At 44.7% G+C, this 12,579-nt stretch carries 9 protein-coding genes; 5 read left to right on the plus strand and 4 right to left on the minus strand.

Annotated elements, in window-relative coordinates:
* Positions 1–73: 73 nt before the first annotated feature.
* From B2863_RS02815 to B2863_RS02830, 4 genes are all read right to left on the minus strand, one after another.
* Positions 74–1,882 (minus strand): phosphomannomutase, encoded by a 1,809-nt coding sequence (locus B2863_RS02815; protein WP_296207368.1) that lies wholly within the window; start codon positions 1,880–1,882, stop codon positions 74–76.
* A gap of 136 nt (positions 1,883–2,018) precedes the next feature.
* Positions 2,019–2,483, minus strand: a complete 465-nt coding sequence (dut, locus tag B2863_RS02820; RefSeq protein ID WP_296207370.1) for a dUTP diphosphatase — start codon at positions 2,481–2,483, stop codon at positions 2,019–2,021.
* A gap of 198 nt (positions 2,484–2,681) precedes the next feature.
* Positions 2,682–4,085: a magnesium transporter gene (gene mgtE, locus B2863_RS02825; protein ID WP_101206268.1), complete on the minus strand. Its 1,404-nt coding sequence runs from the start codon at positions 4,083–4,085 to the stop codon at positions 2,682–2,684.
* A gap of 156 nt (positions 4,086–4,241) precedes the next feature.
* A complete protein-coding gene (locus B2863_RS02830) occupies positions 4,242–6,275 on the minus strand; it encodes a UvrD-helicase domain-containing protein (RefSeq protein ID WP_114700718.1) in 2,034 nt (677 codons plus the stop codon).
* 828 nt (positions 6,276–7,103) lie between these two features.
* Between B2863_RS02830 and ndhC the strand changes: the two genes are divergently transcribed.
* From ndhC to nuoF, 5 genes are all read left to right on the plus strand, one after another.
* Entirely contained in the window at positions 7,104–7,727 is a 624-nt protein-coding gene (gene ndhC, locus B2863_RS02835) for an NADH-quinone oxidoreductase subunit A (protein WP_102091044.1), read from the plus strand.
* Between the two features lie 174 nt (positions 7,728–7,901).
* Positions 7,902–8,570, plus strand: a complete 669-nt coding sequence (locus tag B2863_RS02840) for a NuoB/complex I 20 kDa subunit family protein (protein ID WP_101206265.1) — start codon at positions 7,902–7,904, stop codon at positions 8,568–8,570.
* Between the two features lie 152 nt (positions 8,571–8,722).
* Entirely contained in the window at positions 8,723–10,498 is a 1,776-nt protein-coding gene (gene nuoC, locus B2863_RS02845; RefSeq protein ID WP_057758925.1) for an NADH-quinone oxidoreductase subunit C/D, read from the plus strand.
* A gap of 147 nt (positions 10,499–10,645) precedes the next feature.
* Positions 10,646–11,155, plus strand: a complete 510-nt coding sequence (gene nuoE / locus B2863_RS02850) for an NADH-quinone oxidoreductase subunit NuoE (RefSeq protein WP_057758927.1) — start codon at positions 10,646–10,648, stop codon at positions 11,153–11,155.
* A complete protein-coding gene (nuoF, locus tag B2863_RS02855; RefSeq protein WP_296207375.1) occupies positions 11,152–12,576 on the plus strand; it encodes an NADH-quinone oxidoreductase subunit NuoF in 1,425 nt (474 codons plus the stop codon). The genes nuoE and nuoF overlap by 4 nt, the downstream gene beginning before the upstream one ends.
* Positions 12,577–12,579: the final 3 nt, after the last annotated feature.

Consider the following 12,579-nt stretch of genomic DNA (forward strand, 5'->3'; position numbering starts at 1 on the left):
AACTCCTAAGGGCCGGTTTTAAATTGGTTGTTTTTTTACTATGTCTAATGAGACAGTTATATGTTTTATGAGGCTACTCCGCAGGAATAACAAGAATCTGTTCTGCTAGCGCTGCGTTAAATGGTCGGCATAAAGCGGCAAATGTTGCCTGAATATCTTTTAGGTCATTTACACTGTCACCTGCAAAGCGCGCGGTCAGGCTATTGCTGGTATTTGATTGGCGCAGTACGCCAAAGCCATGCGCAAAATCCAAGCGCACACCATCGATACAGCTCAGTTTGGTTCCCAGAGGTAATAATTCATGCGTCTGCTTTAATGCTATTTGCGCCTTCGCAGTAGCGCAAGTACACACTGATGACTTGCATGTTGTGGCGGGCAGGCAAGTATCTTTTAACTGCTGACTAGATGAAGAGTCAGTATGAGCAGACATATCTACTAGATACTGCAAGTAATGACAAAATCTCGTTAATTGCTCTACGAGTGAGCAGTCGGTAGTAGCCGTTTGCGGCATTGGCAAATAATGGTCAGCAGTACTGACTATAGTGGGCAAGCTTTGGATGATATCTGCTAGCGGTTTTTTATCATTAATATCATTATGAGTTTGGTCAAGCCAATGCAGCAACCGTAATGCAGCATACATCGCATCATCATAAGGGATAAAGCGGCTGTCATTAAAGATGAAATGCCCTGATAATTCACCAGCGAAGACAATCTGATTGTCAGGATGCTGTACCTGCTGGCGCATAAAGCTGCTGCCAGTCTTGCTAATCACAGGTGTAGTACCAAGCTCAGATAACAGCCTTGGCAAATGATGGGCGCACTTAATATCGAAAAGAACTTCAGATGCTAATAAAGAATCGTTAAGAGAGTTAGGATGTTCAGTAATAGCAATACGTGCCAATAAATAGAGCAAATGATCGGGCGTAACTATTTTGCCGTTGTTATCAACGATCATCAAACGATCGCCATCGCCATCGAACGCCAAGCCTATATCTGCTGCATGCAAAACAACGGCTCGTTGCAATTCGTTTAAGCGGTTTGGTTCGGTAGGATCTGGATTACCAAGAGGGAAATTACCATCAGGTGTGTCATTGAGAAAAATAACATGCTGGCAAAAACGTTCAAACAAGCGTTGAGCGATGCTCCCAGTTGCGCCATGCATACAGTCAATAACTATGACTAAATCAAGTTTATAAGCGTTTTTCTGATTGGCTTTAGTTGCCGAGTGATTGTGCTGAAATAATTGTTCAAATACCTGCTCAATAGCATCAATATAAACGTTTGCTACTTGATGAGTAGGTAGTTGCTCAAGCAAATCAATTGGTAATTTTGAGTCGTAGTTATTATCAATGTTTTCTGAATGCAAGATAGGATTGTTAGCTTGATTATCGGGATAAGCGTGACAACTATGATGAGCGGTTAGCTGATGATAAAGCGTCTGTATCTCTGAGCTACTAGGGGATTTGTTATTCACCAACCATTTGATACCTAATATGTCTTTAGCGGAATGGCTCGCTGTTACGACTATGCCATGGCCTTGATATTGCGCTGCCCAAAATGCCATCATCGGCGTGGTAACCAGACCTAATTGGATTACGCGTAAACCCTGCTGAGCTAGTACAGTAGAGAGCATAAGTGCAATGGCTTCACTGCCAATGCGCATGTCATAACCAACAACGACAACATTTTGCTTAGTATCAACAGAGGTACTAGCATTAGAGGCATTAGCATTGATGTTTTGAGTCGGTTGGCCGTTCTGCGCATTGTAGAGAACAGCAAAAGCATCGCCTAGCGCTTGTATAAAACTGCTAGTAAAATACTGGTTGGTACCACGAATATCATAAGCACGGAATAAGGATTGCTGCGCCGCAAAAGGTGGCATTGCTTATTCTCCTTATAACCGTGATAGATGTTCAATGGTAAATAAAAATAAATAGCGCAAGGTTTTATATATAGCTTAAGCAAAACCTTGAAGGCTATCTAAAAATTACTAGCAGAATTGACCGTCAAAATAGCTATTATTGACGACCTGAGTGTCCAAACCCGCCTGCACCGCGTACGCTTTCATCACTGAATTCTGCAACCACTTCAAACTCAGGACGCGCAACAGGTACCACGATGTACTGTGCCATACGCTCAGCTGGATTAAGAACAAAGTCGTCGCTACTGCGGTTCCAAATACTAACCATCAGCTCGCCCTGATAGTCGGCATCAATTAGTCCAACCAAGTTACCCAAGACGATACCGTGCTTATGACCAAGACCTGAACGCGGTAAAATCATACCTGCATAATTAGGATCTTGAATATAAACGGCAAGACCTGTACCAATTAAATGGGTTTCACCTGCTTTAATCGTTAATGGCTCGTCAATACAAGCACGCAAGTCAATACCTGCACTGCCATCGGTGGCACGAGTTGGTAGAGAAAATGCTTCGTCTTCAGTAATTTTAGGGTTTACCACTTTAACTTGTACAGCTTGCATAACACACTCACTTAACGATTTGATGGTTTTTAAATTATGATTTAAAACTAAGGCCTTGAACTAAGGTCTAAATAAATCTTATTCGAAATTTTTATACAAATAACAATTCTATATTTTAATTATTCAGTAATTCAGTAATTCAGTAATTCAGTAATTCAGTAATTCAGTAATTCAGTAATTCAGTAATTCAGCAAAAAACTAAAGTATCAGCACGCTAGCCAATCCTAAAAAGGACATAAAGCCGACGATATCTGTGACGGTCGTTAGGATAACCGAAGCAGATAGAGCAGGGTCGATATTCATCCGTTTTAGCATCAGCGGTATGCTGATCCCCGAGACGTTAGCTGCAGTCATGTTGATCGCAATGGCAAAACCGATGACGGCACTGATCTTAATATCATGAAACCATAACTGAGCAATAAACGCCATAATTATCGCCCAGATGATACCGTTGATTGCGCCCACCCACAGCTCTTTATTCAACAGCCAGACACGGTTAGAACCACCGATTTGACCCATCGCCATACCTCGAATAACGACCGTCAGCGTTTGCGAACCAGCAATACCGCCCATACTGGCGACCACTGGCATCAATATCGCTAGCGCCACGACTTGTGCTAGTACTTCTTCAAATTGTCCAATCACTGCTGCTGCTAAAAGGGCGGTACATAAATTGATACCTAGCCAAACGCTACGGCTTTTGGCACTGGTTAGAATCGGGGCAAATAGCTCTTCATCTTGGCTAACACCAGCGAGGTTTTTCATGGTGCTGTCGACATCATCTTGGATAATCTCCATGATGTCCTCACCGTTTAGTTGACCGACTAGCTCGCCATGGCTATTGATTACCGGCGCAAAACGGATGTCTTCTGAACGAAAAATCGCGGCGGCATCTTGAATATCCAAGCGATCATTAATTGTAATGGCAGTATCAATCAGCTCCGAAACTAATGTATTCTGTTTATGCTTAATTAAGTCTACTAGACTCAATAGCCCTAGTAATTGTTGGCTTTGATCGACAACGAGCAGCTCTTGGCTCTCGTCATCGAGCAGGTCGTCGTTTTCACGCAGCCACTCTTGTACATCCGCCAAATAGATATCATCCCTTATCTGGATAATATCGGGATCCATATAGCTACCCACTTCCCAGTCGGCATAAGTATCAAGCTTATTGACTTGGACCCGAGTCTCTTCGTCCAGCGTTGCCATGACTGAGGTACGTACGCTTTCAGTGACAGTGTCCAAAATCTCAGAGATATCTTGAGCATCAAGATCTTGGGTAAACAAGGAGATTTCTTGAGAAGAAATATTCTCCATCAACGGCTGGCGCGTATCGACATCTAGCTCGGCAAGCACTTCACCTTTGATATGCTCTGGCACCTGCGCCCAAATCAACAGACGGTTTTGAGTTGGGAAGGACTCTAGTAGGTTGGCAATCTCGTATTCGGACTGCTTTTCCAAAAACTCTGTAATGGCCTCGTATGCTTTATCAGCAACCAAACCCTGCAGATACAGAAGCTTATATTCGGCACTATATTCAGCCGAATTATAGTCTCCTGACAGCATGGCAGTTCGTTCCTGATTAGGCGTCGGGGTAGGCATAAGTGTTCCAAGTTTTTACAGTCAGTTTTTTATAGTATATAAAGAACAATAACAATGACGATTATAACAATCGCCTTTTGCGCAGTCTAAAGCATGTTCTCGTAAGCATTTTACTTAGGTGTTTATTACTCAGGTGCTTAAATGTCTTGATTAAGATTAACGCTTACCCAGTAACGCTCGAATATTGGCCAGATATTCGTCAGCGACGGCCTCTGGGTCTTTGGTCGCTTTTTTCTTTTTCGCTTTGGCAGGCCAATCAATATGATCCTCAGGCAACTCATCCAAAAATCTTGATTCTGAGGTAACGCGCATCTGTCCACCGGCACGGCGCTGGGTCGCGAGCGTCAATGTTAGTTCACGACGTGCACGAGTAATGCCCACGTACATCAGACGGCGCTCTTCTTCGACCGTCTCACTCATAATGGAGTTGCGATGCGGTAGCATCTCTTCCTCGAGCCCCATGATATAAACAAAATCGAACTCCAAACCTTTTGCGGCATGTAAGGTCATCAAGTTAACTTTGTTAGTGTTCTCTTCTTCTTGCTGTTGCTCAAGCATATCAAGCAAAACCAGCTTACGAATGATGGTATCAATCGTTCGGTCTTCGTCTTCTTCAGCACGATTAATCAAGGACTGAATACTGGTATAGAGCATATCGATATTATCGATACGGTTTTTTTCTTGTTGCGGCGTTTTGGCATCGCTACGGACAAAATCAATATAACCCGTCTCATCAATCATCTGGCGTACGATCGGCACAGGGTCTGGGTGTTGATCCAGCTCACGCGTATAGTGCTCGATGAATTCACCAAACTCTTTTATCGTACCATAAGCCTTTGACGGCAATACATGAGTCAGGCCAGCATGGGTACAAGAAGCCAATAGCGATATGCTGTGCTCTTGCGCAAATAAGCCGAGTTTTTCTAGCGTGGCGGGTCCCATACCGCGCTTGGGTGTATTGATAATACGCAAAAACGCGCTGTCATCTTCGGGATTCAGAATCAGACGCAGATACCCCATGATGTCTTTGATTTCACTACGCGCAAAGAATGACTGACCGCCTGATAACTTATAAGGCACTTGCAGCTGGCGCAACTGTGCCTCTAGCATACGTGCTTGAAAGTTACTGCGGTACAGTACGGCATACTGTTCCCACTCATTGCCAAAACGCAGCTTATGCGTGACGATTTCTTTGGCCACGCGCTCGGATTCATCGTCGTCATTACGACAATTAATAATGCGGATTTTTTCGCCTTGACCTTTATCTGACCACAGTTTTTTCTCAAATAAATGCTCGTTATTAAGAATAACGGCGTTGGCAGAAGTCAAGATACGTGTGGTTGAGCGGTAATTTTGCTCAAGCATAACGATTTTCAGTTTTGGAAAATCTTCTTTTAGTAGCGCCATGTTTTCGGGCTTTGCCCCGCGCCATGCATAGATAGATTGATCATCATCACCTACCACGGTGAAGCGACCTTGCGGTCCGACCAAATACTTAATCATCTCATACTGGGCGGTATTGGTATCCTGATACTCATCGACCAATAGATAACGAATACGGTTCTGCCACTTGTCACGCAGTTCTCTATTTTCACGCAATATTTTGGTTGGCAATACAATCAAGTCATCAAAATCGACGGCATTATAGGCCCGCAAGTTACGCTCATAAAGCGCATATAACGTCGCGAAAATCATATCCTCTGGATCGTCTAACGTTTCCATCGCCTTATCAGGCTCGACCAAGTCATTTTTCCAATCCGAAATCATTTTGATGGCTTTACCGACCAACTCGCGACTTTCAGCGCCGCTTAAGTTGTCACGCATCATCAGCTCCATCAAGAGGCGCTTACTGTCATCGCTGTCCATGATGGAAAAGTTGCCTTTTAGCGGGGTATGAATCAGCTCATAGCGCAAAAACTGTAGACCAAATTGGTGAAAGGTCGACACCGTTAGCCCGCGCATTTTTTCGCTTGGTAGCAGTTTGCTTACCCGCGCTTTCATCTCACGTGCCGCTTTATTGGTAAAGGTCACGGCGGTGATGCGCTCAGCTGGCATGTCACATTCTTGGATTAGGTAAGCAATCTTACGCGTAATCACAGAGGTTTTGCCGGAGCCAGCACCTGCAAGTACAAGTAATGGACCAGATACGTAGAGCATGGCTTCTTGTTGTTTGGGATTGAGTTGACTCATAACGTGACCTGTAAGACAAAAGCAAAAAAGAGGGTAGCGCTGATATGAAAAAGATAGATAAACGCAGCGTGCATCATCAAAATTCGTATCGTTGCGATATTTTAATAATCTTTATTGTAAGAATAATAGAATTTAAGGTTTGATGATGGCATATCATAAAAATCTGGTGGGTCATTATAAAGCAAAAATGCCCACTTTGGGGGAGGACTTGGGTGATGAAAATGGGGTATTTGGACACTTGATTTTTGACAAATAGCGTGGCAGTGTTCGTTCATAGTCAAAAGTACGGATTTGGGGTTAATATAAGGTAAGGTCTATATCATAATTCATAGTAAAAAAAACACATTTTTTTTACATAGAAAGTGACCGTTCAATACAGTTAAAAACTAGCTTTTAGGCACTGATATGCGTATAGTACGTAAATAATTTATGCCAGTTGTCACGTCATTGTTGACCACGTGTAATGAGCTATTAAATCAATTAAGTAAGCAGTCAGATATGATATTGATTTAATACGTTGATCTTACGTTGTTAGAAGATGCGTTGGGCGACCAGCCTTTATCCGCGCGCATACCGGAATCTCTACAGTTGGTCACGTCTGACATCGTCGTCAATAAGCTTGATAATTGGTTGTTACCAGCAAAATACCTAACATGTGACTCAATGACAGTTACTTAAACACAGTGACAGTTGCTGAAGTGCAGTGACAATTACTTAAATAAAGTCACTTTGTGTTTTCGTCTGCGTTATACCTGTCGCAACATGGCCTGAGTGGGTCAGTGCTTGCGCTGTGTCTAACACTCGATTGGGTGAGGAGCACGTATTATCATGTCTGCTTTTAATTGGTCAGCCATTGCTTTTATCTTAGCCGCCATTGGGCTAGTTGTCTTTATGCTGGTCGTACCGCGCTTACTTGGCGGTCGCTCTCAAGGCTCACAAAAGGAAGAAGTATTTGAAGCGGGTGTTGTCGGATCTGGCAACGCCCGTATTCGTTTGTCTGCCAAATTTTATTTGGTCGCAATCTTCTTTGTAATTTTTGATTTAGAGGCGCTATATCTCTACGCTTATGCTGTGTCAGTACGAGAGGCGGGTTGGCTTGGCTTTGCCGCCGCTGGCACGTTTATCACTATTCTGATTATCGGTTTGATTTATGAGCTGAGCTTGGGTGCGATGAACTGGGCACCTGCTGACAAGTTACGCAAAAAAGCACGCTTGTATGCGGCGCCTGCAGGCTTTAATTTGGCAGACATCACCAAGTTTGATGGTGCTCATGAGCTAATGGTCGATCCGACAGGTAAAGTACCCGCGCAGTCATCCGGTCAAATCAATGTCTCAAACAATATTGAGACCAATCGTCGTCATCTACAAAACATCGATCATATTAATACCACGGGTAACGTTACTTCTGTGGATTTTGCGACGTCTGCTCAGCAGGACAAAACTGAACGTTAATAGCAGTTGATGCTCAGCTTATAGCGTTTGCAAAAATGAGCAGCAAAGCATGAAGGCGTCAGTTCTGTTTGTATTAATGATCGCTGATGATTAGCCACTTATTAATAATAAAATTATGGCGACAGCGCGAGCAAGATGATTGCCACGCCAAGCCTAATATGAAGGTTGTATGTTATGAAATACACATTAACAAAAGCCAACCCCGATGCAGATACCTATCCTGCACAGACCAGTCAAACGGTCAACGACCCTATCGAAGATGAAGTGAATAAAAACGTCTTTATGGGTCGTCTCGAAGACCTCGTTCATTCAACAGCAAACTGGGGGCGTAAGAACTCACTTTGGCCATTTAACTTTGGTACCTCTTGCTGTTATGTTGAATACGCTACTACCTTAACCGCCGTTCATGATTTGTCACGTTTTGGGGCAGAGGTTATTCGTGCCTCGCCTCGTCAGGCGGATGTCATGATCGTCGCTGGTACTTGCTTCGTTAAAATGGCACCTGTCATCCAGCGCCTATATGAGCAAATGCTTGAGCCAAAATGGGTTATCTCTATGGGTGCCTGTGCCAACTCGGGCGGCATGTACGATATTTATTCTGTCGTACAAGGTGTCGATAAGATTATCCCTGTTGATGTGTATGTGCCAGGTTGTCCGCCGCGTCCAGAAGCGCTTATTCAGGGTTTGATGTTGTTACAAGAATCTATTACTAAAGAGCGTCGTCCGCTGGGTATCCATGTCAATGAGCAGGGTATCTATCAGCCGCAAATGACGCCTGAGCGTGACCGCAAGCAGGCAGATCGTATCGCTGTCAAAAACTTGCGCAGCCCAGACAGTATTTAAGTTTCAAACAGCATTTAGACTTATAGCAACAGTTTCAATATTTTATGCGCTTATCATAGTTCGGTTATGATTAACATAGCTTAGTTATGGTTGACATAGTTCGGTTATGACTAACATAGTTCAGTTATGATTAATGAAGGAATACATCATTCATGGTCACGGTAGTCGAAAACATAGATCCTAAGATCAAGCCCGTCCCAGCAGTCATCACAGAGCTGGAGCAAAAGTATGCTGGTAAATTTGTCGTGCAGCAGACTGTGGATGAGATTCCAACGGTTTGGGTGGCGCGTGCTGATTTATTAGATATTCTCTTATTCTTGCGCAAACTGCCTAAACCTTACGTCATGCTATTTGACTTGTCAGCGATAGATGAGCGTTTACGTCAGCATCGCGCAGGTTTGCCTGACAGTGATTTTACGGTGTTTTATCACCTAATGTCGCTTGAGCGCAATAGTGACGTACGTATCAAGGTCGCGCTGAGCGAAGACGATGTCAATGTACCGAGCGCCACCAATATTTGGCCAAATGCCAATTGGTATGAGCGTGAAGTGTGGGACATGTTCGGTATTGTCTTTACAGGTCATCCGCATTTGACCCGTATCTTATTGCCAAAATATTGGGAAGGTCATCCACTGCGTAAAGAGTATCATGCGCGCGCGACGGAATTTACTCCGTACTTTTTGAATACCGCCAAGCAGCAATACGAGCAAGAGAACCTGCGTTTTGTTCCAGAAGAGTGGGGCATGAAGCGTTCAGGTCGTGATGAAGATTTTATGTTCTTGAACATCGGTCCTAACCATCCCTCTGCTCACGGTGCCTTCCGTTTGGTATTACAGCTAGATGGCGAAGAAGTCGTCGATTGTATTCCTGATATTGGCTATCACCATCGCGGTGCAGAAAAGATGGCTGAGCGCCAAACTTGGCATTCATTTATTCCCTATACCGACCGTATTGATTATCTGGGCGGCGTAATGAATGAGCTGCCGTACATCATGTCGGTCGAAAAGTTGGCTGGAATCACTATTCCACCGCGTGCTGAAACCATCCGCGTGATGATGAGCGAGTTTTTCCGTATTACCAATAATTTACTATTCGTCGGTACGTTCATTCAGGATGCGGGCGGTATGACCCCGGTATTCTATATGTTTACCGATCGCCAAAAAGCTTATGACGTTATCGAAGCGGTGACTGGCTATCGTATGCATCCAGCTTGGTTCCGTATCGGCGGTACAGCTGCTGATTTGCCACGTGGCTGGCAGCGTTTGGTGCGTGAGTTCTTAGATTGGATGCCAAAACGCTTGGACGAATATGTCAAAGCAGCATTGCAAAACAGCGTGCTCAAAGGCCGTACCCAAGGGGTTGCTCAGTACAATGCCAAGCAAGCATTGGCTTGGGGCGTCACGGGTGCAGGTCTGCGTGCGACAGGCGTTGACTTCGACCTGCGTAAAGCGCGTCCATACATGGGCTATGAGAATTACGACTTTGAAGTGCCAGTCGGTTACAACGGTGATGCTTATGATCGCTGTATGGTAAAAGTCGAAGAGATGCGTCAGTCATTGCGTATTATTCGCCAGTGTATGGATAACATGCCACAAGGCCCTTATAAAGCCGATCATCCATTGGCCGTACCACCGCCAAAAGACCGTACGCTAAATGATATCGAAACGCTTATTAATCACTTTATCTCAGTATCTTGGGGTCCTGTGATGCCAGCGGGCGAGTGTACTACGATTGTAGAAGCAACCAAAGGTCTCAACAGCTATTACATCACCTCAGATAAGGCCACGATGAGCTATCGTACCCGTATTCGTACGCCGACATTTGCGCATTTACAACAGATGCCGTCGGTCATCAATGGCTCGCTGGTTTCTGATGCCATTATGTACCTAGCATCGATTGATATTGTGATGGCGGATTGTGATCGTTAAAGCCGCTGCTTCAAAAGTATTTGTTCATCAATATATTATTGCCTGATGGCACACCAAAATGCTGTCATTCGCCAATATAACCACAGTTTTAATCATACTGATATTGGCTTGTGATAGAGCAGGATGAGTGAGGAAAGACAGAAGATTATGAAAATTGTTTCCGACAAAATGCCAAAAGTAGATGTGGAAAGCATTCTCACCAGTGATGAAATCGCTGCCATTCATGAGTTTATGCACCATTACCCACAGGCGCGTGCCGCCTCGCTAGATGCGCTAAAAATTGTGCAAAAGCGTAACGGCTGGGTCGATGATGCGCAAGCAAACGCTATTGCTAACATCCTAGATATTCCGATGTCAGATATGGATGGGGTTGCGACTTTCTTTAACCGTATTTATCGCCAGCCTGTCGGTCGCCATGTGATTCTCATATGTGACTCTGTGGCTTGTTATTTGACAGGTTATGAAGCGCTGTCAGCTGAGATCAGATCGCAGCTGGGTATAGAGTACGGTCAAACCACTGCTGATGGACGTTTTACCCTATTGCCAATTTGCTGCTTGGGCAACTGTGATAAGGGACCAGCGGTACTGATTGATGAAGACACTTACGGCCCTGTCCAGCCATCTGAGGTCGCGCAATTATTGGAGCTATACGCATGAGTTTAACGATTTCAGAGCAAATTGCTCGTCGCGGTCAAGGCCAAGCGCCAAGCCAGCTAAATGCACAGCGTGTTCCAATCTATGGTGATAAAGCGACAGCCACTAGCGAAACCAAGCCTTTGACTTGGCGTTTGGCGCATCATGATGCGGTACTCGATCTCGCCACTTATGAGTCTCTAAAAGGCTTTACGGGTTTAAAAGAAGCACTATCTAAGTCGCCTAAAGACGTCGGTAATATGATTAAAGCGGCCAATGTCAGGGGTCGCGGCGGTGCAGGTTTTAACGCTGGTCTTAAATGGTCGTTTATGTCGCCGCCAGACGGTTTGCCGCGTTATCTCATCTGTAACGCTGATGAAATGGAGCCGGGCACGTTTAAAGACCGTTTGCTCATGGAGCGTCTACCGTTTCAGCTGATCGAAGGTATGCTCATTACCGCTCATGCGATTGGTGCCACTGACGGTTATATCTTTATCCGTGGTGAGTATATCTTGGCCGCTGAGCGTTTGGTCGCTGCCATCGAAGAGTGCTTTGCCAACAATCTCATGGGCGACAATATTTTAGGCTCAGATTTTAGTTTTAATCTGCATGTGCATACGGGCGCTGGCCGTTATATCTGCGGTGAAGAAACGGCGTTGATTAACTGTCTAGAAGGCCGCCGAGCTAACCCACGTACTAAGCCGCCATTCCCACAAATCTCTGGTGCATGGGGTCGTCCAACTGTTGTCAACAACGTTGAAACTCTGTGTAATATGCCAGCGATTTTGAATCATGGTGTTGAATGGTATCAGTCGTTATCTGAAATTAAAGGCAAAAGTAAAACGCCAGGCACTAAACTATTCGGCTGCTCAGGATTGGTCAATGATCCAGGCCTTTGGGAATTACCATTTGGTTATACAGCTCGCGAAATCATTGAAGATCTAGCGGGTGGTATGAAAGATGGTAAAACGCTCAAAGCATGGCTACCGGGCGGCGCATCGACTGACTTCTTAACCGCAGAGCATTTGGATGTGGTGGTAGATTTTGACACCATTCAAAACGCTGGTAGCCGTATGGGTACTGGTCTAATTATGGTCGTCGATGAATCACAAGACATGGTGCCATTACTGCGCAACCTTGAGATTTTCTTTCAGCGCGAGTCATGTGGTTGGTGTACACCATGCCGTGATGGTCTACCGTGGGGTGTCAAGCTGCTTACCGCCATTAATAATGGTGAAGGGCAAGTGGGCGATGTAGAAAAATTAGAAGGCCTGACGCGTGATTTATGGATTGGTAAAACATTCTGTGCGCATGCCCCAGGTGCGATGGAACCACTAATGAGTGCGATTAAATATTTCCGTCCAGAGTTTGATCAAAAAATCGCGCAGGCGGTTGGTGTCGATGTTATTGATGCTGCAGCCAACCAACAGCCAGTAGTGAAATAAGGA

Origin of the sequence: Psychrobacter sp. UBA3480 (assembly GCF_002377945.1) — a bacterium.
Taxonomy (GTDB): domain Bacteria; phylum Pseudomonadota; class Gammaproteobacteria; order Pseudomonadales; family Moraxellaceae; genus Psychrobacter.